Source organism: Corallococcus sp. AB045, from assembly GCF_003668895.1.
GTDB lineage: Bacteria > Myxococcota > Myxococcia > Myxococcales > Myxococcaceae > Corallococcus > Corallococcus coralloides.
Genome location: NZ_RAWN01000168.1, coordinates 1 through 20,930, shown reverse-complemented (window position 1 = coordinate 20,930; position 20,930 = coordinate 1). Strand labels below are relative to the sequence as shown.

General features: G+C 69.5%; 18 protein-coding genes. 7 read left to right on the top strand and 11 right to left on the bottom strand.

Annotated features, from left to right (window positions below):
- Positions 1–237: 237 nt before the first annotated feature.
- Positions 238–1,323, bottom strand: a complete 1,086-nt coding sequence (locus tag D7Y21_RS30950; RefSeq protein WP_120564267.1) for a M35 family metallo-endopeptidase — start codon at positions 1,321–1,323, stop codon at positions 238–240.
- 235 nt (positions 1,324–1,558) lie between these two features.
- Here D7Y21_RS30950 and D7Y21_RS30945 point away from each other — a divergent pair, with 235 nt between their 5' ends.
- Both D7Y21_RS30945 and D7Y21_RS30940 read left to right on the top strand, forming a co-directional pair.
- Entirely contained in the window at positions 1,559–2,254 is a 696-nt protein-coding gene (locus D7Y21_RS30945; protein WP_121717421.1) for a glutamine amidotransferase, read from the top strand.
- A 33-nt stretch (positions 2,255–2,287) separates the two neighbouring features.
- Entirely contained in the window at positions 2,288–3,574 is a 1,287-nt protein-coding gene (locus D7Y21_RS30940; protein ID WP_121717419.1) for an AAA family ATPase, read from the top strand.
- 3 nt (positions 3,575–3,577) lie between these two features.
- Here D7Y21_RS30940 and D7Y21_RS30935 read toward each other — a convergent pair whose 3' ends face one another.
- From D7Y21_RS30935 to D7Y21_RS30925, 3 genes are all read right to left on the bottom strand, one after another.
- Positions 3,578–4,918, bottom strand: coding sequence for a hypothetical protein (locus tag D7Y21_RS30935; protein ID WP_147469422.1), 1,341 nt, complete (start codon positions 4,916–4,918; stop codon positions 3,578–3,580).
- A 115-nt stretch (positions 4,919–5,033) separates the two neighbouring features.
- Positions 5,034–6,041, bottom strand: coding sequence for a hypothetical protein (locus D7Y21_RS30930; protein ID WP_121717415.1), 1,008 nt, complete (start codon positions 6,039–6,041; stop codon positions 5,034–5,036).
- A gap of 163 nt (positions 6,042–6,204) precedes the next feature.
- On the bottom strand, positions 6,205–7,524 hold the full coding sequence (locus tag D7Y21_RS30925; protein ID WP_121717413.1) for an OprO/OprP family phosphate-selective porin: 1,320 nt from the start codon (positions 7,522–7,524) through the stop codon (positions 6,205–6,207).
- A 176-nt stretch (positions 7,525–7,700) separates the two neighbouring features.
- On the opposite strand from D7Y21_RS30925, the gene coaA reads away from it, so the two are divergent.
- Together coaA and D7Y21_RS30915 are read left to right on the top strand one after the other, a co-directional pair.
- Complete coding sequence (coaA, locus tag D7Y21_RS30920) at positions 7,701–8,654, top strand: type I pantothenate kinase (protein WP_120564273.1); 954 nt, start codon at positions 7,701–7,703, stop codon at positions 8,652–8,654.
- 17 nt (positions 8,655–8,671) lie between these two features.
- Positions 8,672–9,664, top strand: coding sequence for a cysteine synthase A (locus D7Y21_RS30915; protein ID WP_121717411.1), 993 nt, complete (start codon positions 8,672–8,674; stop codon positions 9,662–9,664).
- 14 nt (positions 9,665–9,678) lie between these two features.
- On the opposite strand, the gene D7Y21_RS30910 is transcribed toward D7Y21_RS30915, so the two are convergent.
- Complete coding sequence (locus D7Y21_RS30910) at positions 9,679–10,947, bottom strand: type I restriction enzyme HsdR N-terminal domain-containing protein (protein WP_121717409.1); 1,269 nt, start codon at positions 10,945–10,947, stop codon at positions 9,679–9,681.
- A gap of 103 nt (positions 10,948–11,050) precedes the next feature.
- A complete protein-coding gene (locus D7Y21_RS30905; protein ID WP_121717407.1) occupies positions 11,051–12,070 on the bottom strand; it encodes a FadR/GntR family transcriptional regulator in 1,020 nt (339 codons plus the stop codon).
- Between the two features lie 622 nt (positions 12,071–12,692).
- On the opposite strand from D7Y21_RS30905, the gene D7Y21_RS30900 reads away from it, so the two are divergent.
- Positions 12,693–13,319 carry an SgcJ/EcaC family oxidoreductase gene (locus D7Y21_RS30900; RefSeq protein WP_120564277.1) on the top strand — a complete coding sequence of 209 codons (627 nt, stop codon included), beginning with the start codon at positions 12,693–12,695 and terminating at the stop codon, positions 13,317–13,319.
- Here D7Y21_RS30900 and D7Y21_RS30895 read toward each other — a convergent pair.
- The 4 genes from D7Y21_RS30895 to D7Y21_RS30880 all read right to left on the bottom strand — a co-directional run bounded on the left by D7Y21_RS30895 (position 13,282) and on the right by D7Y21_RS30880 (position 18,102).
- The gene (locus D7Y21_RS30895) at positions 13,282–14,592 is read right to left on the bottom strand and encodes a DUF418 domain-containing protein (protein ID WP_121717405.1); all 1,311 of its coding nucleotides are present in this window, start codon (positions 14,590–14,592) and stop codon (positions 13,282–13,284) included. The two genes, D7Y21_RS30900 and D7Y21_RS30895, sit on opposite strands and share 38 nt — an antisense overlap.
- Before the next feature lie 102 nt (positions 14,593–14,694).
- Complete coding sequence (locus tag D7Y21_RS30890) at positions 14,695–16,221, bottom strand: phosphatase PAP2 family protein (protein WP_233612345.1); 1,527 nt, start codon at positions 16,219–16,221, stop codon at positions 14,695–14,697.
- On the bottom strand, positions 16,218–17,129 hold the full coding sequence (locus tag D7Y21_RS30885) for a fatty acid desaturase (RefSeq protein ID WP_121717402.1): 912 nt from the start codon (positions 17,127–17,129) through the stop codon (positions 16,218–16,220). Before D7Y21_RS30885 ends, D7Y21_RS30890 begins: the two co-directional genes overlap by 4 nt.
- Positions 17,116–18,102, bottom strand: a complete 987-nt coding sequence (locus D7Y21_RS30880) for a Rieske 2Fe-2S domain-containing protein (protein WP_121717400.1) — start codon at positions 18,100–18,102, stop codon at positions 17,116–17,118. The genes D7Y21_RS30885 and D7Y21_RS30880 overlap by 14 nt, the downstream gene beginning before the upstream one ends.
- A 146-nt stretch (positions 18,103–18,248) precedes the next feature.
- On the opposite strand from D7Y21_RS30880, the gene D7Y21_RS30875 reads away from it, so the two are divergent.
- A complete protein-coding gene (locus D7Y21_RS30875; protein WP_121717398.1) occupies positions 18,249–19,436 on the top strand; it encodes a cyclic nucleotide-binding domain-containing protein in 1,188 nt (395 codons plus the stop codon).
- Between the two features lie 197 nt (positions 19,437–19,633).
- Positions 19,634–19,951: a hypothetical protein gene (locus D7Y21_RS30870; protein WP_120564282.1), complete on the top strand. Its 318-nt coding sequence runs from the start codon at positions 19,634–19,636 to the stop codon at positions 19,949–19,951.
- A gap of 3 nt (positions 19,952–19,954) precedes the next feature.
- Here D7Y21_RS30870 and D7Y21_RS41990 read toward each other — a convergent pair.
- Positions 19,955–20,930 (bottom strand): hypothetical protein (locus D7Y21_RS41990; protein ID WP_158627379.1); only part of this gene is annotated, 976 nt, incomplete at its 5' end.

Genomic DNA, 20,930 nt, shown 5'->3' with positions numbered 1-20,930 from the left:
GGGAGGCGGCGTCGCGGCGGGAGGCGGCGTCGCGGCGACGGGGGCCTGCTGTTGCGCGGGGGCTTCCGCGGGCTTCGGGGTACAGGCGGTGACACCGGCGGCGGTGAGCACCGCGAGCCATGCGAGGTTCCTTCGTCCCATGCCCATCACGTGACGCTCCTTGAGTACGTACGGCGAAAAGAAAAGGGGCGCGAGCCCAGGTGGCCCGCGCCCCGAAGTCAACGGTCCCGCATCACCTTACGGCAGCGAGGGGGTGTTCTCCGTGAAGTATTCGTGGCTGTCCGCGTTGTTACGCGCGCGCGTGGGGTTGGACTTGGCCAGGTTCTTCGCGGCCGTCTGGCCGTAGGCCCAGTCGTCCGTGCCGGCCACGACGGTGAAGTGGCTCATCTCGTGGACCAGCGTGCCCGCGCGCGAGTCCGTGCCCGTGTTGGGGGCGCTCCAGAAGGCGCCGCACACGTAGATCTTGTACGGCGAGGCCGGGTACACGTACGCGTACGTCCCGCTGTCGTTGCAGCTGCAGTCCACGACGACCGCCGCGTTCGCGAACGCGTTCTTGATGTTGTTGAAGTGCGTCTTGATCTCGTTCCAGCCGCTGCTGGAGTACGTGCCGAACCAGGTGGTGTAGCGGCTGGTCGCGGACGGCGTGCCGCTCAGGTACGTGTACGAGTTGTTGGAGTAGGTCTTCGCGCTGTTGTACGCGTTGGTGATGGTGGTCTGCTCGGAGCTGGTGCAGGCCCCGGAGTAGGACAGGCCCTGCGCCGTCACCGTGCCCATCGCCTCGGCGCCATCGCGGCTGGTGCGGCGGCCCTCGATGAAGAGGCTGACCGAGTTGGACGACAGCGCCGCTACGCCCTCGCGCGCCTCCAGCTCGTAGCGGATGGTGTACGTGCCGGAGACGGACAGGTCATACGCGTCCGACACGACGACCGGGCCGGAGATGCTCTGGCCGGGGGCCAGGGTGATGAGGTCCTCGGCGCGGCCCTGCACGCGCTTGAAGTGCGCGCCCGTGTACTCCACCGGCTGGCCGTCGCGGGACACCGACAGGCGGCCCTCGTTGAGGCCCTCGCCCGGCGCGTCCCACTTGTAGAGGGTCACCGGCGCGGAGGAGGTGTTGGTCAGCGTCACCTCCACCGCCACGCGCTCGCTGGCGGCCATGGAGGCCCTGCCCGCGGTGACCTGCGCCGTCAGGGCGCCCTGGGCCTGCTCCGTGGCCTCGGTCGGGGTGGGCTCACCCTCCGCCGGAGGAGCGCCGCAACCGCTCAGCAGGGAGACGCCGACCACCGTGCCCATCAGCCACTTGAAACCGCGAAGGCTCTTGCTCACGAGGAACTTCCTTTCGGAAACGACGCGACGGAACACCCAAGGGGAATGCCCGGGGATACATGCTTATAGGGGAAACCGGGCCCGCAGATGATGGCACGAAATACTGTGAAATAAATGCCTGCCGACTATCCGGGTTCACGCCGCGTCGCGGCCAACCGTGGCATGGAGCGTTAGTCTTCACGCGGCAGGCATTGCCTGCGGCACCAACAAAGACACAGGGAAGGGGTGGCGGACGATGCGCGCGGTGGTGTTCGAGCACGAGGAGCACGAAGGGCCAGGCCTCCTGGGGCCGGCGCTGGAGGCGGCGGGCTTCACGCTGGTGCGGCGCTTCCGGACGGTGAAGCGCGAGGACGTGGACGCGCCGCTGGTGGTGGTGATGGGTGGGCCCATGGGCGTGTACGAGGCGGACGCCCATCCGTTCCTGAATGAAGAGCTGGCGTTGCTGGGAGAGCGGCTGGCGAATGACCGCGCGTGCGTGGGCGTGTGTCTGGGTGCGCAGCTGTTGGCGGCGGCGGCGGGCGCGACGGTGTCGCCGGGGAAGAACGGCTTCGAGGTGGGCGTGGGGCCGGTGCGCTGGACGCAGGACGCGCTGAAGGACCCGGTGGTGGCGGGGGTGAAGCCGCGCACGGCGGTGGCGCACTGGCATGGGGACACGTACACGGCGGTGCCCGGCGCGACGCTGCTCGCGTCCACGGACCGGTACACGCAGCAGGCCTTCCGCCTGGGGAAGTCCTATGGCTTCCAGTTCCACCTGGAGCTGACGGCGCAGGAGCTGGGGCGCTGGCTGGAGCTGGGCGAGGAGGACCTGGTGACCCGGGGCAAGGACGTGGCGGCGCTGAAGGCGCAGCTGCCCAAGCTCAAGGCGGCGGAGGCGGAGAACACGGAGCTGCTGCACCGGCTCGCGCATCAGCTGGCGAAGGGCCTACGCTGACAGCCGTCCAAGGCAAGGGGAGGGCCGGACGCCATGAAGCTGACCCGCCTGCACGTCCATCACTACCGCGGGCTCGCGCCGGACACGGTGCTGACGTTCGGCCCTGCCTTGAACGTGGTGGTGGGCGCGACGGGCAGCGGACGCACGACGCTGCTGGAGCTGGTGTCCGCGGTGCTGTGCTCGGACTTCTCCGGCCTGCTGCGGGAGTCCTTCGCGCTGGACTACGCGCTGCGCTTCGACGCGCTGACGGTGGACGTGGCCGTGCGCAACGAGCCGCCCGCGGCGCTGCCCGCCAATGCCGGGGAAGGCGGCCCGGGTGACGCATTGGCGCTGCCTCCGGCGGCGTTGGCGCACGGGCTGATGCCCTCCATCGTGGCGACGGTGCGGTGGGACGCGGCGGAGGACGCGCGGCTCGTGATGCGCGCCAGCGCCACCGGCTTCGCGTGTGAGGTCGCGGGCGCTGCGGGCTTCTCCAAGCGCATGCACTGGTCGGTGTTGGATAGGTCCGTGTGGACGCTGCTCTTCATGGCCGCGCAGTATCTGGAGCGCGGCGTGAAGGACCGGCTGAAGGACCTGCTCCGGGAGACGTTCCTCTTGGCGCCGCCGCGCTTCGACGAAGCGCTGGGCATGTTCGAGCGCATCGGCGCCATCCGCTACGCGATGGAGCAGCGCGGTGAGGAGTTGTTTCCGCTGGGGCTGATGGCGCTGCCCACGTGGATGCCCGGCTGGCTGCGCGAGCAGGTGGAGCGCGAGCCCGTGCCCCCGTCGCTGCTCCTGCGCCACGACGCGCTGCCTCAGGGCTTCCTCGCGCGCTTCGTGACGCTGGCGGGGTTTGCCTCCGGCACGCTCACGGTGGACGTGACGGAGACGACGCCGCTGTCCCAGGGCGGCCGGCTGGGCTTCAGCGGCTTCCGCTTCGCGTTCGTGCGCCCGGACGGCACGCCGGTGGCGCAGGAGCAGCTGGGGCACGGCCAGAAGCGGCTCTTGTCCTTCCTCTACTACCTGGACGTGCACGAGGCCTTCGTCATCGCGGACGAGCTGGCGGACGGCCTGCACCCGGACCTGGTGCGCGCGTGCGTGCGGGACATGGGGGAGAGGCAGGCCTTCGTCACCAGCCAGAACCCGCTGCTGCTGGAGCAGCTGGAGTTCACCCACGCGGAGCAGCTGCGCACGTCGTTGATCCGCTGCGAGGCGGGGGGCGGGCCTGGGAGATGGCGGTGGACGCAGCCCACGCCGGAGGAGGCCGCGCGGTGGTTCGACGTGTACCGCGCGGGCACCGTGCCGCTGGGCGCGGTGCTGCGCGCCCAGGGGTTCGGGTGACGGTCAGGGCGCCGTCGACCCCTTGAAGAGGAAGTCGTCTTCGAAGCCGCGCGAGACCAGGTTCCTTCCGAGATGAAGGGTGCCGGAGAAGTAGCCAATCCCCACGAACGCGCCCTGCTTGTTCACCGCCACGTCCGTGAAATACGGGCGTCCGGTCGAGGTGTACGTGTGCCGCCACTGCTGCTGACCCTCGATGCGCTCCAGCCTCGCGGTGAAGAGCGTGTAGCCGGAGGCCGAGTCCGGCGCGGTGGAGGCGCCGCCCACGACCACGGCGTCGTCCTCGGCCATGGCGACCGCGCCAACGGCTTGCGGATATCCGCGCGCCCAGCGCTCCTCGCCGGCCCGGGTCCACGCGGCAAGGAAGCCGCCGCCCGGAACCGCGGGCGTTATCGTCTGGCCCCGGAACGTGAAGGCGCTGCTGAACTGCCCTCCCACCACCACGCGGTTGCCGTGCACGGCGATGCCCGCGGCTCCTCCCGACGCGCCCACCAGCGGCCGGGTCCACGTCACGGTGCCCGAGGGGGCCACCTTCCAGACCTCCGGGTCGGGATACCGGATGCCCGCGAAGTAGAAGGCATCCGTTTCATCCACCGCGACGCTGGCACCACTGCTCAGGTCCCACTGCTCCCTCACGGTCCACTGAGGGGTGCCGGCGGCATTGAACTTCGTGAGGAAGGCGGTCACGACGTCCGTCACCTGCGAGGAGTTGGGCCCCTGGCCGAAGTCCACCGTGCGGAAGGCGTTGCCCGTCATGGCGATGCCGTCCTGCGAGTCGGTGACCAGGTCCCGGGGAGAGATGTTGCCCGTGAAGTGCCGGGCCCACTGGAACTGCCCCGTCTTGCGCAGCTTCAGCAGGAAGGCGCCAGCCGGTTGGAGTCCCCCGCCCAGGTCGATGGGCTCGTTCGAGCTCCCCGCGATGAGGACACTGCGCTCCCGGTCCACCGTGAGTGCCACCGCGTTGACGAAGTTCTGGCCGCCGGGCGGCAGCACGCCCTCGTAGGTGCGAGTCCACAGCAGCGCGCCCGCCGTCGTGTACTTCGCCACCGCGAAGCCAAAGCTGTCAGGGTTCCCGGACCCGACCGGGCCCGCGCCCAGGTCCACGCTGCCTTGATAGAGGAACAGCGCGAGGATATTGCCGTCGCGGTCGAAGGCCACCGCGTGGGCCTGGTCCAACCGGGGGGAGCCCAGGTGCTTCACCCAGACGAAGTCACCTCCCGTAAGCCCCGCCTCCTGCGTCCGGGGGGATGGCTCGGGCGCTTCCACAGGACCGCACCCTCCGAGCGTCACCGCCGCCACGACGCTCCAAAGAAGCCGCCAGCTCATCCCCCTGCGAGTCGTTCCCATGCGTCCCCCTGCTGTCCCAAAGACAGACAGGGCGAGTTAGGAACGCCCCGGACCCCGGCACACTGCCCTGGAGGGCAGGTGGGTTTTGGCCGCTGGACAGTCCGTGGGGGGGCGGTCAGCGGCCGGAGAGCAGCTCCGTGGTGAAGGAGAAGCCGCCCAGCAGGTAGGGCATGGCGTTCATGCGGTTCTCATGTTTGAGGTACCAGCCGGCCATGACCACCACGGTGGGCTTGCTCATGAGGCCGCCCGGCTTCGTGTCGAAGGCATACGCGACGAGCGGGCCCACGCGGACGTGCGAGTTGTTGGGAAGCGCTCGTCCGGGCAGCGGCTCCACCGCGCTGGTGTCTTCGTCGTAGCGGGGCCACACCGCGGAGAGCCGCGCGCCCAGCGTCCACTGTCCGGCCAGCCAGAGGAGGTCCGTGTCGTTGGCGAGCACCCAGCCTTTGCCGGGCACCAGCGTGTCCAGCGTCGGGTCGTAGAACGTGCCGCGCGTCCCGCCGTCGCGCAGCGACATGTTCCAGTACTCGATGGCCAGCTTCGAGCGCAGCGCCAGAGACTTCACCTTCGCCTGGAGCATGGGCTCCACGAAGAAGTGGTGTCCGGAGGTGCCGTAGGCGGTGTCGTTGGTCGCGCTGCGCAGGTCGTCGTCGTAGGGCTGGAAGGAGTCCGGGTACGACTGGACGCTGCCGAAGGTGCCGAAGAACTGCACGTACTCGTAGCCGGCGCGGACGTTGAAGATCGCCAGCGGCTGCAACTCCACCACGGGCCCCAGCTTGAAGAACGCGGGGCTCAGCCTGAGGCTCGCGCCGGCGCTGGCGTACGTGTCGCGCAGGAGCAGGGAAGGGCTGTCGAAGAGGCGCTTCTGGTAGACGAGCCGGTTCTGCGACTCGAGCCCCAGCGGGTTGTAGCGGACCACGTTGAGGGTGGTGAAGTAGACGCGGCTGTCCGGCAGGGGCGGCTGCACCGGGAGCGGCACGTCCTCCGTGATGGGCGTCTGGGGCTGCTGCGCGGCCACGGGCGCGCCCAGGCCCAGGAGGGCGAGCAGCGCGGCGCGCGTGAGCGCCTTCGACAGGGACGGGGAGCGGACAGGCGTCGGGCGCTGCGGGAACACGTTCGCGGGCATGCGTCCTCTCGGCGGAGTCCGCGGGAGCGGCCCCCGGGGAGGGCCACCCGACGCGGGCGGCGGGAGCGTCGTGCACCTGACGTGGGCGCTTCAAGACGCACCAGGACGAAGCCGGATGACACCCGGCGTCACCAAATGTTTCGCGGCTCGCGGGCGGGGGCTTTCAGAACGTGAGCTGGAAGCGGGACAGGAGGACGTTCTCGGCAGGGCGGTCGCCGCCATCTGGAGCGCCGCCCTCGTAGTTCGTGCGGTGGAAGTTCAAGGCGAAGCGCACGCGCCGGTTGAAGGCGAAGGTGGTGGCGACGCCGAAGCCCTTCGCCTCGCTCACGGAGAGCGCGGGGTTGGCGAAGCGGGGGAAGGTGGCGTCGTCCACGTCCAGCGCGTGGTAGCGCGCCGCCACCTCCAGCGCGCCGCCCTTGAGCGTCTTCGGGTTGAAGGGCGTCGTGGGCCGGGCGCCTTCGAAGGACGCCTTCCCTCCGAACACCCACGACACCGACGTCTGCCACGCGTGGTGGCGCAGCCGCGCGTGTGCGTCCGCGATTCGCACCTCTTGTGACGAGCGCACGTACTCCGCGAGGAGGCCGAAGGACCCCCAGTAGAAGTAGCCCTGGGGCGCGAGCCGCAGGTGCTGGCCGTGAGCCGTCACCGTCTCACCGGTGTCCGCGTTGTTGAGGTAGCTGAAGATGACCTCCTGGCCTGGGCTGCGCCACGGCGCGAGCCCGGTGTTGGTGGTGTTTCCGAACTGGAGGCCGCGCGTCACCGCGATGCCCAGCCCCAGTCCCTGGAGGAAGGAGGGCTCGCGGCCCTTGAAGGGCAGGGCGAAGACGCGGGCGACCAGGTCGAAGCTGTCGTCGATGTTGGCGTCGGTGCTGGCGCCGTCGGGGTCTCCGTTCACCACCGCCAGCGAGTACTGCCACCGGCCACCTTCGCCCTCGCCGTGCAGCTCCAGGCCCTCGTCGCGGTTGGGGACCAGGTCCACCGTGAGCGAGCGCTCGATGAAGGGGTTGTCCATGTCGGACTGGAGCAACTCCAGGCCGAAGGGCGTCTTGAACCGGCCCGCGCGCAGGCGGACCCACTCCCCTGGATGGAAGTCGATGAACGCGTCCTGGATGATGGATTGCCCGACGCCGAAGTCCGGCATGAAGCGGAAGTCGATGAAGCCGAAGAGCGTCCCGTCCAGGATGGGGCGCATGCGCCGGATGAGGAACGTGTTGGTGCCGGTGCGGTCCGTGTCCTCGAAGTAGAAGCGTCCGTCGCCCTGGATCTGGCCGCGCAGCTTGAGCACGAAGGCCTTGTCCGCGGACGACAGCGTGAAGCCTTCCTCGGAGATGTTGATGCCCGGCGGCTCCGCGGCCCCACGAGGCTCGGAAGCGGGCTCGGAGACGGGCTTGGGCGTGGGTTCGGCGGCCTGGGCCTGCGCGTGGGGCGCGGCGAGCAGCAGTCCCGTGGCGGCGAGGAGGACGGGAGCGGGGAAGGTGGACACGCGCGGACCTCGGGGACGGGCTCCAGGAGGGCGGAGTGCCCCGCGTCCGTCGGGCGCGACCAGGATGCGGACGGGCACGTTGGTGGCGGGAAAGTCTTGCTGTCAAGAATCGCAGGGAAGACCTGTTGTTACCTTCACTTGCGGGATCCGGGGCGGTCTGGTTCATGCTTGGCGGCATGTCCGTGACCAAGCCCCGCGCCGCATCGATGTACGTCGACCTGGACCGCGACGCGTGGCGCGAGCTCCGGGCCTCCACGCCGCTGACGCTGACGGCGGAGGAGGTGGAGAAGCTGCGGGGGCTGGGGGACCGGCTGGACATCCAGGAGGTGGAGGACGTCTACCTGCCGCTGTCCAGGCTCCTGCACCTGCAGGTGGCGTCCGCGCAGTCGCTGTGGGCGGCGCAGCAGGCGTTCCTGGGCTATTCGGTGCGCAAGGTGCCGTTCATCATCGCCATCGCGGGCAGCGTGGCGGTGGGCAAGAGCACGACGTCGCGCATCCTCCAGGCGCTCCTGGCGCGCTGGCCGGATCATCCGCGCGTGGCGCTGGTGACGACGGACGGGTTCCTCTATCCGAACCGGGTGCTCGCCGAGCGGGGCGTCATGAACCGCAAGGGCTTTCCGGAGAGCTACGACCGGCGCGCACTGGTGCGCTTCCTGGCGGAGCTGAAGGCGGGGCGTGAGGAGGTGACGGCGCCGGTGTACTCGCACCTCGTCTACGACATCGTGCCGGAGGAGGCGCAGTCCATCCGGCAGCCGGACATCCTCATCCTGGAGGGGCTCAACGTCCTGCAGACGGGGCCGGTGGAGGGTGGGCGGCTGCCGCAGACATTCCTGTCTGACTTCTTCGACTTCTCCATCTACGTGGACGCGAGCGAGACGGACATCCGCCACTGGTACGTGGAGCGCTTCCTGCGCCTGTGGGAGACGGCGTTCCGCGACGAGCGGTCCTTCTTCCGGCGCTTCTCCGAGTTGACACGCGACCAGGCGATTGCCCGGGCCGCGTCGGTGTGGGCGGAGATCAACGGGCCGAACCTGGCGGAGAACATCGCGCCCACGCGTTCACGGGCGAGGCTCATCCTGGTGAAGGGCAACGACCACAAGGTCCGCCGCGTGCGGATGCGCAAGCTGTAGTTCGGGGGAGGACAGACATGGCGCCACGAATGGGTTCGCTCTGGGACGCGGTGGGGAACACGCCGCTGTTGCGCATTGGCTCGCTCAGCCGTCAGACGGGCTGTGACATCGTCGCCAAGGCGGAGTTCATGAACCCGGGCGGGAGCATCAAGGACCGGGCCGCCAAGGGAATGATTCAGCGCGCGGAAGGGACGGGGCAGCTGAAGCCGGGTGGCACGATTGTCGAAGGCACCGCGGGCAACACCGGCATTGGCCTGGGATTGCTGGGGCGCGAGCGCGGCTACCGCGTGGTGGTGACGATGCCGGACAACCAGGCGCGCGAAAAATACGAGTACCTGGAGGCGATGGGCGTGGAGGTGCGGCGGGTGCCTGCGGTGCCGTTCTCCAATCCCTCGCATTTCTTCCACCAGGCGCGGGTGCTGGCGGAGGAGAACGGCTGGGCGTGGATGAACCAGTTCGAGAACACGGCGAACGGCGACTTCCACTACGAGACGACGGGGCCGGAGATCTGGGAGCAGGCGGAGGGCAGGGTGGACGTGCTGGTGGCGTCGGTGGGCAGCGGCGGCACGCTGTCCGGGACGAGCCGCTACCTGAAGGAGAAGAACCCGGCCTTGCGAGTGGTGTTGGTGGATCCGCCGGGGTCGGGGCTCTACTGCCAGGTGCGCACGGGGAAGATGGAGTCGGCGGGGAGCTCCATCACGGAAGGCATTGGCATCATGCGGCTGACGGAGAACTTCCGGCAGGCGCGCGTGGATGAATCCATGCGCCTGGAGGACCAGGACATGCTGGAGATGCTCTACCACCTGTCGCGAGAGGACGCGCTGGTGGTGGGCACCTCCGCGGCCCTGAACGTGCGGGCCGCCTGGGAGGTGGCGCGCAAGCACCAGGGCCAGGGCCTGCGCATCGTCACATTCCTGTGTGACCACGGCAGCCGCTACGCCTCCAAGGTGTTCAACCCGGAGTTCCTCGCGTCGAAGGGGCTCACGGTGAAGCCGCTGCCGGCGGTGTGAGGCAGCGGGGGCCGTTACTGGCTGGCGACCACCTTGAGAGTGGGCTCCGCGGGCGCCTCTTCCTTGGCGGTGAGGGACAGCTCCAGGCTCCGGGCGACCAGGGCCTTGAGCGCCCACACCTCTGGAATCGTCTGGATGTAGACCCGACTGATACCGAACGCCGCGGGGGACGCTTCGACCTCGAACCCCGCGGCGAGCGTCTTCGCCTCCTCGACGGGGACCCAGGTGGCGATGCACTTGCGCTTGCCATTGCCGAAGAACCGCACGAACCACTTCGTGGGCTTCTTGAAGGACACGTTGAAGTAGTTCGAGGTGTCCCGGTAGAGGACGTCCTCCGCCGCGTGGCCGTTCTTGGTGCAGATGTCCCGGACGACGCCGAAGAAGGCCAGTTCCTCTTCGGTGGTCTCCACGGCGACGCGTGTCTTGTCGTCACCCGAGGCACGTGGCTCCGTGTCGAAAGGCTTCGCGCTGTCCGTCTTCACCACGTTGGGCCCGTCCTTGGCGGCGGGCGCGTCGGTGCCTTCGTTCAAGCGCTGGATGCGCTCCTTGAGCTTGTCGAGGAAGTCGTCGCCCATGACGCGGAGGAGGGTGGGCTCGATGGCCTCCTTCGCGACCTCCGCGAGGCGTTCCATCACGGCGGTCGTCCGCTTGCCCTTGTAGATGTCCTCGGTGAGCCACTTGAGGAAGCCCTCGTGCTCGCCGGGTGATTTGAGGGCGGCGGACAGCTTGTCGATCATCCCCTGGCGGTAGCGGCTGTTCTCCGCGTCGGTGATGAGGGTCGTGGCGTTGAAGGCTTCGCGGCTGAACTTGGAAAGGAACTTCGCGACCTTGGCCCAGTCCGACTTCGTGTCCTCCAGGGAGAACGTGAAGAAGGGCTCCGGGTCCATGACGTTGGGGTTCTCCAGGTCTCCGAAGAACAGGTAGTGGCACCCATCCGTGATGATGCCGAAGTGGAGCTCCGGGAGCTGGGAGAGATAGCGGGCCAGTTGCTGGGCGCGCGACTTGAGGTCCGTGCCCAGGGGCTTGGTCTCGATGACGATGAGGGGCTTCTGTCCCGTCTGGTCGAAGATGGCGAAGTCCATGCGGTCCGGCAGCTTCTTGCCGTCGCCCTGGACGAAGTCCGCCGCGTACTCGAGGCGAACCTCCCGGGGAAGACCGGGGTCGTAGCCAAGCAGCCGGATGAAGGGGACCACCAGCGCCAGCTTGGCGGTCTCTTCGTTGGAGATGAAGGATTTGGAATCCTGATAGCGCTTGACCAGCTCCAGCAATTGATTCGCGTCCACGGTATCCCCCTGCAACCCGTCGAGCCCGGGCCGTGCCAGCAGTGAGAACAGACTGGCGACGTCCAGAACTACAATCCATTTGGATTGTGTTTGGCCATACCTCCTATGGGGTATCCGGGGGCAAAGAAGGGATTGGAGGGCGCCCGTCACGTCCTCCCGGCGAACTCTCGTCCACGCGGAACTGTGCCCCCGGCGCATCGTCCGGCTCAACGGCTGGAGCCAGGTGGCCAAGGCCATGCTCCTCGCCGCAGGGGTGTGCCTCTTGCGTCGCGTCTTGTGCGGCTGGAGTCAGGCGACCGATGGCACCTTCCTCGATGCTGGGGGGTGTCTCCAATGCTTCGTCCTGGCCGGTGGCTGCCACGGGCGCGCCGAAGTGGACCTCCTGGGCGCATGGGGCCTCTGGGGACGCAGGTTCCTGGGGAGCAGGAGCGAAAGCATTCAGCACGCGCTCATCGCGAGCCTTCAGCAGTGCCGGCAGCTCGTTCTGAAGTGCCTGCACATCGCGCTCGTGCAGGATCGCCGTCACGCGGAAGACCCACTCGCGCAGCGCCTCTCCGCCCATGAGCGGCAGCAACTGGGCCGCGCCTCCCAGGAATGCCCGCTGCAGGGACTGAACGAGGAGCACGTGGCCGGGACGCGCCGCCACCCGCGCTGCCTGCCGCAGCAACTCGAATTCCACCTGGGCGCAGGTTGCCCCCGACTCCCAGCGCGCCGCGTCCTGCAACTGGAAGCACGTGCTCCCCAGTCGGTCCAGGTCGAGGTCCGAGGCCCTCGCGCAGCAATCAGCCAGCAGCTCCACCAGCACCTGCCGCTTGAGGCTGAAGTAGCCCTCCAGCAGCCACCGGGCGTCCGGGTTGCTCGCGTCATGCAGCGCCAGGCCCAGGTTCTCCAGCGTCAGCGACTCATCCAGCGCCACCGCGCGCGTCTTGCGTCCGGAGCGCTGCACCACCAGGCCCCTCGCCGCCAGCCGTCGCAGCGCCTCACGGATGGTGCCCCGGCATACCTCATAGCGACGCGCCAGCTTCGCTTCCGAACCAAACTGCCCGCTCGGGTGCAGCCGCCCCAGCGCGATATCGCGCTCGATTTGCGCCTCCACATAGGCCACGAGTCCTCCCCGTTCCATCCCCGCTCCCCTCCTCGTCCCAGCATCGCCATCCAACCACAGGGGTCTGACATGGACGTGCGGGGCCCCCTTCGTACCGCTTGCCGGCCGAGCACGCCCCCGGGCCGCATGGGGCGAAAACCTGTCCGACAGTCGGACAGGTTTTGAGGCAACCGGGCCCGGGCGGGTGCCCTCGGTCCATGGCCCTACCTTGGTATCCGCGCACGCACGACGTCGTGCCCCTGCAGGACCGGCGCGGCCTCGGGCCCCATGCGGCCGAAACCTGGCCGACTGTCGGACAGGTTTTGAGGCAATCGGGCTCCGGCGGGCGCCTCTATCCGTGCACCATGTTGGTTGGCGTTTGAGCGCGCATGACGTTGCTCCCCTGTTGGGCCGGTGCGGTCTCTGGCTCCTGCGGCGGAGACCTGTCCGACTGTCGGACAGGTTTTGAGGCAGCCGGGCCCGGGTGGGGGCCTTCCTCCGTGGCCCCATCCTGGCTTCCGCGCATGCACGCCGCCGCGACCCTTCGCCGCGCTTCGTGAGGCACGCGTCATCACGAGGACCATTGAATCGACGGGTTTGTTAACGAACCTCGGGCGACCTGCTTAGGATGCTCGCCGTCCTCTTCCTTCATGGAGCTTCGATGGTGCGCACCCGGCTCGTAGGTCTCCTGACGTTGCTGTTCGTCGCGGTCCCCTTTGTGTCGGGGGCTCAGGATGCCGTGGCTCCGGCGGCGGTGGCTTCTGGCGATGAAGCGACTCACCAGGCGCTGCGTGCCATCAAGCAGGACATGGAGGACGCGCTCAACAAGCAGGACCTGGACCGGTTGCTGTCGCACCTGCATCCGGACGTCGTGTTCTCCACCATGAATAACGACGTTCGCGTGGGGAAGGACGCCATCCGCGCGTACTACGCGCAGATGCTGGGCGGCCCGAACAGCGTCGTGAAGAAGGTCACCGCGAAGTTCGACGTGGATGCGCTCACGCGCCTTTATGGCAACTCGGGCGTCGCGTATGGCTCGTCGCTGGACCACTACATCCTGAACGACGGCACGGACCTCGTCGTCAATGGGCGGTGGACCTGCACCCTGGTGAAGGAGGGCGACCAGTGGCTCATCGCCGCGTTCCACTACTCCACCAACGTGTTCGACAACCCCCTGCTCACCAAGGTGAAGAACGCCGCCATGGGCTTTGGCGCCCTGGTCGCGGTCGCCGCGCTCGGCGCGGGGTTCTTCATCGGGCGTCGGGGACGCCGGCCGGCGACGGCTTGAGCGCGAGCCGCATGGGCTGGCGCTGGCCGTAGGTGAGCGAGCGCCACAGCCACTCCGCCGGACCGAAGCGGAAGCGCGACAGCCAGGCGCGGCTCAGGGGAATCTGGAGCGCGAACACCAGCAGGGTCAGCGCCACGCAGCGTGACGGCGGCAGCTTGCCGATGAGCCCCAAGCCCCAGCCGTCATAGAGCCAGAGGCCCACCACCGTCTGCATCAGGTAGTTGGTGAGCGCCATGCGCCCCACCGGCGCAAGGACGCCCAGCCACCTGCGCCAGCGCTCCTTCCGGAAGAGCAGGGCGAAGGCTGCCACGTAGGCCGCGGCGAGGCCCAGGTAGCCCATCTCCTGGATCGCGGACAGGGTGAACATCCAGTGGGCTTTCGACGGGTCCAGCAACCCCGCGAGCCGCAGGTGCTGCACCACCACTCCCGCCCCATTTCCCAGCACGCCCAGCACCAGACCCCAGCCCAGCATCTTCCGGTGCCAGGCGCGGTGGCGCTCCACGTCCTGGAGCAACAGGTGCCGGCCCGCGAGCAGCCCCAGCAGGAACCGGCCCAGGATGAAGATCATCCACAGCAGCCGCTTCAGCGTGGGCAGCATGTACTGGAGGAAGTGCGCGTTCGCGGCTTGTGTCGTCCAGAGCGAGTCGCTCTGGAGTCCCAGCAGCAGATGCTCCCGCGTCTGGGCCTCCATGGCTTCCGTGGCCTTCGCGGCGTCGGCCGCCGCCTGCGCTCCGTGCAGCAGGATGGGACCGAAGTGCAGGAGCGCCGGCACCAGCAACGGCACCACCACGACCGACAGGCCCACCCACACCAGCAGCGTCCGGTCCGAACGGCCGCGGAAGAGGAGCAACGCGAAGCCCAGCAGGGCGTAAGTGGACAGCACGTCTCCCGCCCAGAGCGCCGTGAGATGCACCACCCCGATGCCCAGCAGCACCAGGAGCCGCCGTGAATACACCGGGACGACAGAGGCTCCTCGTGACTCGGCCCGCGTCAGCTGGATGGAGAACCCCAGCCCGAAGAGGAAGGCGAACAGCGTGACGAACTTCTGGTTCACGAAGAAGTGGTAGAGCGCCGTGACGGTCGCCTCGAAGGGCGGCGCCGCCAGTGACTGGGCCTGCTCTCGCGGCATCAGGACCCGGCCGCTGAACCAGGCGAAGCTGTTCGACACGAAGACGCCCCACAACGCGAAGCCGCGCAGCACGTCCAGGAGCGGCAACCGTTCGGAGGCATCCACCGGACGGGCGCTGGAAACGGAAGGGACGGAGTCGGACATGCGTCCAGCAGATGCCTCCGCCCGCTTCGCGTCAACGCATGCACCACGTCATCCTCAGCGACCTCACCCCACGCGCATGGAGGATGACCGCGCGTGAAGAACTCAGGAGATTTCGAGCACCGGCGCTTCGCGCAGGAAGGGCATGCGACTCGGCAGCTTCCGGGCCCAGAAGGCTTCCACCGACCTGTGGAAGAGGCGCAGCAGCGCGACACCCTGCCTGCCTTCCAGTTGGGCCAACTCCTTCGCGGAGCGGTCCAACAGCGCGCGGGCTCGCTGGTACTCACCGCGCACCCAGGCCCGTCCGGCCTGCGCCGTGAGCAGTGAGTCGAAGTCCTCGGGAACATGTCCCTGGGCGCGCACCTCCGCGGCGACGTCCGCGGGCACGTTGAAGAGACCCTGCGCCAGGTCCTCTCGCAGGTCGCGCATCACGGAGCACCAACCCAATGCCGCGAGCAGGGAAGGGGCGTCCTCTGCTCGCACCTGTGCATCCGCGACGTGCAGCATCAGGCTCACGGACAGCCGGAAGGTGTTCCCCAGTTGGGTCTGGAGCGTTGCCGCATCCCACCAGTGCCCATCGCGCACCCGCTCGCGGTCCCGGCGCATCGTGCGCACCAGCTCGAGCACCTGCTCGCGGGCCGTCGGGTCGGTCAGCTCCGTGAGCAGCACCCGGCCCAGCGACACAGCGGTGTCGTGGAACTCCGACGCGGGGCCCGGCGCTCCGGTCTCCATCGTGCGCAGGAGCGCGTCGATGGCATCCAGCGGCTCGCCTTTGACGGGGCGGTCTCCATCCAGCACGTCATCCACCCCCTGGAGGAAGCAGAACCCCGCTCGCGCTCTTCGCGCCTTGCGCCAGCGTCCCAGGGACTGCTGATACAGCGCGAGCGCGATGAGCCCGTAACGCGGATGCCTGCGCGCGAAGCGGTACATCTCCCTCGCGCAGAGGGCTTCCACCCGCACGGCTTCGAGGAAGGCTTCCTTCCGGACCCGGGGCGCCACGACACGCCACGTGCCCCAGGCGAGCAATGCTCCCGCGACCACGTCGACCAGGTGGTGCTCGTGGATGAGCAGCGTGGACGCCGCGATGGCCAGGGCCCACAGCGCGAAGGCGGTGCTCGCCACCGGCCCTGAACGCTCGCGGTAGGCCAGGGCAGCAGTGCAGGCGAAGGCGACGTGGAGCGACGGCAGGTAGTTGCGTTCCAGGTTCATCGTGTCCGCGGCCTGGAAGATGGATGACCAGACTCCGGTCACGGCACGTGGCGGCCAGGCTACCTCCACCGGCAGGACGAGGAAGCAGAGTGCTCCCAGCACCGTCTCCGCGCACAACGCCAGCGCGAAGGGGAGCATCTGTCTCCACGTCCGGAAGATGAACAGGGACAGGAGCAACAGCACATCCATGCTGACGTAGACGGCGGCCCAGCCAGGCATGAATGGGATGTGCTGCTCGATGGGCAGGTCCACGCGCAGGCCGCCGGAATAGAAGCCCGTCACCCAGCTCGCGCCGCCGTACACGGCGAGGAAGAACAGCGCGAAGCCGAATGTCATCGCGCCTGTGCGCTTCAGTTCCTCGCGCGCGGGCCAGCCGAAGAGCAGGCCCTCCGTGTACGCCTCCTTCCCATCGGACGCGCTCACTTTGGTTGCTCCGGGAACGGCCGGGGTCCCCGCCACATGGACAGCCAGATGCTCAGGAAGGACGGCCGGGGCACGCTCTCATCCACGTAGCGGCCCAGGTAGAGCCAGGGGACCTGCGGGTATCGGTGGTGCGCCCGGTGGTAGTGGTAGTTGAGGAACACCCAGCGCACCGGCGCAGCGACCTTCAGGTCCCATGCGCCTTCGCGCACGTCCAGCGGCGACCACGCGTGGTCCGCGTACTGGAGCGAGCTCCAGTTCACCGCGAACGCCGCGTAGCAGAGGGCCCAGCCCACGAGCGTCAGATCCAGCGCGTACGCCAGCCCTGCCTGCACCGCCATCATCCCCAGCACCTCCGCGCGGATGGCCGCCCCCGGTGCGTCCTCCAGACGCCCCAGGTACGCGTCCGCTCCGGTCTGTTCTCCGTAGCGCGTGCCCGGCCCTCGCAGCCTCCGCAGCAGGCCCGGCGCGAGCGCGAACACCAGCGCCCCCAGCGGCACGAACAGCCAGTAGATGCCGGTCAGGATGACGTACCACTGCGCATATTTGAGGAAGCGGTGGTCGCCCGGGTGCAGGTAGTCGAACTGCTCGCGCGCCGTGCGGTTGTACCGGTGATGCGTGAGGTGGAAGGCTCGCTGCAGCGTGAACGACGTGGGGAAGAACGTCGCCGCCAGCCGGCCCAGCCCGTCGTTGATCCGCCGTGACGGGTGCAACACCCCGTGCGTCGCTTCGTGCAACAGCGAGAACACCGTGTTGTTCACGTAGGAGAACACCCCGGCCGCCACCAGCCGCACCCAGAGCCCTTCCGCGTGCGATGCCGTCCACAGGCACAGCGCCCCCGCGCCCATCGCCGCGACGAGCAGCACCGCGTTGAGCGCGGCCGGAATCGGCGGAGCGTCATCGGCGCGCATCGTCGCCGTCCTCGGGCAGGCCCACCGCGAAGTCGAGCAACTGGCGCATCACCGGGTCCGCCGTCGCCGTCGCGACGTTGAAGCGCATGCCGTCCATCACGGACAGGTCCCGGCGCAGGAATGACGTGTACAGCCACCGCGACACCCCGAGCACCAGCGCCGCCGCGCCCGGAATCCGCCCCCGCCTCGCCGCGACGGCGAGCCGCACCGACGTCCCCTCCGCCACCGGCGTCAGGCTCGCGAGCAGCAGCCCCCGCGCCCGGCCCAGGTCGCTCTTCACCGAGATCAACGTCCCGCCGTGCAGCGTGAGCTCCACCCGGATACGGTTGCCCGACAGCGCCTTCATCAGCCGGTCGCTCGCGCCCGTGCCGATGACTCGCGACGTGTAGCGCAGCCGCAGGGTGTACCGGTCCGGAGTCTCCCAGGTCGGCGTGTCCCACAGCTCCCGGTGGTGCACCGTGCGCAGGTGGTCCAGGTCAAAGGAGTTCGCCGCGAGCGGCAGCCACGGACAGCCTACCGTCACCGGGGGGCCCACGTTCCAGACGTGCTCCCCACCTTCCAGGTCGGGTGGGGAAAACAGCGCCTCGGGGCCGTTGAATACGAGCACCCCGCCGAAGCGCTCCTCCACCGGCCACGCCCTTGGCCCTGGCAGGGCGGACACGTCGCTCCGGCCGGGCGCGGCTCGGCAGCGGCCGACTCCGTCGAAGCTCCACTGATGGAGCGGACAGCGCAGCAGCTCGCCCTGGACGGTGCCGTGCTTCAGGTGGGCCCCCAGGTGCGGACAGTGCGCGGACAGGGCGTGGACCCGGCCGTGCTGGCTCCGGAACACCACCACCTCCTGGCCACCCACCTGAACGCCCATCGCGTGGCCGGGGCGCAGGGCCGCGGACGGAGCCACCAGGTACCAGGAGCGTGGGCGCGAGGGCCCGGGGAGACGGTCCGGAGCCACCCCGGCCAGGACGGGAACAACCATGCCCGGACCCTACCGGACCCGGTGTCTCCAGGGCCACGGGGGGCCCCTGTGAAGACTGGCTTTACGCCCGGGTTCCTGGTTTGTCAGGCGCTGGCGGAACCGGGCGCGCCGCCCCGACGGGGTGGGCCTGGGAAGGGACGTGTGACATGGCAGGCGATTCGGCGGGCAGCAGTCGTGGCGGTTCGTTGCGGGGCAGCACGCTCCAGGTGGTGCAGTCCCTGGCGGCGCAAGGCGAGCCGGAACGCGCGGCACAGCTCTACGAGGAGCTGGGCGCGGCGCAGCGCGAGCGGCTTCGCAAGGAGGCCGCGCAGGGGTCGGTGAAGGAGCGCCACTGGCTGGTGGACGTGCTGCGCAGGGCTCGTGACTTCACGGGCGCGGCCCGGCTCCTGGACGGCAGCGGCGACGACGTGTCCGTGGCGGACCTGTACGCGCAGGGCGGTCAGCACGTGGCGGCCGCGGAGGCGTACCTGCGCGCGGGCGAGGTGGAGCGCGCCGCGGCGGCCTTCGAGCGGGGCGGGGCGCTGGAGCGCGCGCTGGAGGTCTACCGGGGCCTGGGCGCCCGCGAGTCCATGGCGCACTGCCTGGTCCGCCTGGGCCGCCCCTTCGAGGCCGCGGACCTCTACCACGAGCTGGGACAGGCCCACGCGGAGGCCGAGGCCCTGGGCGGCGTGCTCGCGGAGGATCCTCGCTACGTCGAAGCCGTGCTGCGCACCTGCAAGGTGCTGGATGCCGGCGGCTTCACGCACCGCGCGCTCGCGGTGCTGGCGGACGCGCTGAGCAGCTCCGAGCACCTGCGCGCGGATCCCGTGCTGGTGACGGAGAAGGCGCGGCTCCTGCGGCGCATGGGCCTGGATGTGGAGGCGGAGGCGCTCCTCGCGCGGCTGGCCGCGGGCGCGACCGTGCCGGAGGCCAGCGGCTATCGCTTCCTCAAGGCCATTCCCATCTTCGGTGAGCTGCCGCTGGAGGACATGAAGGACCTGTACCGGCTGGCGCGGCCCGTGACGGCCACGCCGGGCACGGTGCTGCTGGAGAAGGGCGCTCCCGGCACGGGGCTGCTCGTGCTGCTGGAGGGCACCGTGGACGTCTTCTCCGGCAATGAGTCCAACGCGCGGCACCTCAACACGCTGGGGCCGGGCTCGTTCCTGGGGGAGATTTCGCTCGTGCAGGACGGCCCCGTGTCCGCGAACGTGCGCGCGAAGACGGCGGTGCGCGCGCTGCGCATCACCCGCGAGAGCTTCCAGCACTTCCTGGCCACGCACGACGCGGCCTCGCTGCACATCTACCGGCTCTTCACGCAGAACCTCGCGGCGCGTGTGCGGGCGCTGAGCGGCTGAACACGACCGTGTCCCCAGCGGGCCCGGAGCCAGCCCTCGGAGCGGTCGGAGGGGAAGCGCAGGACGCGTGAGGGCGTCATGCGAGCACTCCAGCCCCGCCCGTGAGGAAGCAGGCGAGCGCGACGAGGGGGCCTTTCACGGGACCCCGGTCCATCCCCATCCTCCTGGACAACCCCCCTGTCCGGAAGGATGTCCCGATGGCTTCAATCGACGCACTGAGGCAACAGGCCCGCGCGAACTGGCGCACGTGGTTGGCGTGGGTGGCCACGCCCATCGCCGCGCTGCCGCTCCTGGGGGTGGGTGGCCTTCGCCGGGTGGGCCTCGTGGACGAGCTGGCCGCGGGAGTCGTGGGGCTGGGCCTGGTGTCGCTGACGCTCATCGGCCTGGGGAAGCTCCCTCGGGGGCCTGTCCGCCCGGCGGGTGGGAAGGCGTGGAAGCGGGCGCCGAAGGACTTCCCCATCTCCGGCGCGATGGTTCCGGAGGAGTTCGCCGCGTCGATGGCGTCCGGCCACTGACGCTCAGGGACGGCGCTCGATGCCGATGGCGATGGAGGGGCCGGTGAGGGCCTCGCCGGAGCCGTCGGACAGCGACACGATGCCCAGGCTGGCGGAGAGCACGGTGGTGCCGGAGCCGCCGGTGCCCTTGAGGAAGCTGCGCACGCCCAGCTCGCCGAAAGCCCATCCGCTGGCCGAGCCGCCGCCCGCGCCGAAGAGCGAGAGGCTGGGCGTAAGCGGCACCTGGACCTCGCCGCGTCCGGAGCCGAAGCGGAACTGGTTGTCGCGCGAGAGGATGGCGGAGTTCCACGCGAGGTGGAACCCGTCGAGCGCGCCCAGCCGCAGCACCTGCTGGAAGGACACTCCCGCGTTGGAGTCACACACGGTCCTGGGATTGATGGGCTCGTAGGTGTTGGGGTCGTAGTCGAACTGGGTGCTGCACTCCTTCTGTCCGAACAGCGCGCCCGCGCCGATGCCGACCTCCAGGAAGTCGGTGGAGTAGGCCGCGGCGACGTACGCGGAGCCCGGCGTGTGGCGCAGGCCGGTGCCCAGGCCGAAGCCCACGGGGTCCAGCTGCGCGCTCAGCACCAGGGGCAGGTCCCCGGGCCGCCACGCGATGAACGCATCCAGGAGCAGGCCGCCCGCGCGAGCGGACCTGCCCTCGCGCGTCCTCGCGTCCAGCGCGAGGAAGGGCCGGACATGGAAGCCGTAGCGCAGGCGCGGCACCCCAGGCTCGGGGAAGAAGAGGCGCGCGGTGGCGGGGGCGTCGGTGACGACGGCGGTGTCGCCCACGCGCACGTTCTCACCGCGGCCCAGACGGGCGATGGCGGTGTGCTCGCGCGATTCGATGACCTTCAGCACCACCTCGCGGGAGTCCTGCGTGCGCACGCGGACGCGGGTGTCTTCGCCCAGGCCGGCCAGGGCGCCGCCGGAGAGCGTCACGTCGCCATCGTGCACGGCGGTGACGGTGAGCCGCGCGGAGGAGGGGGCGGTCGTGGGC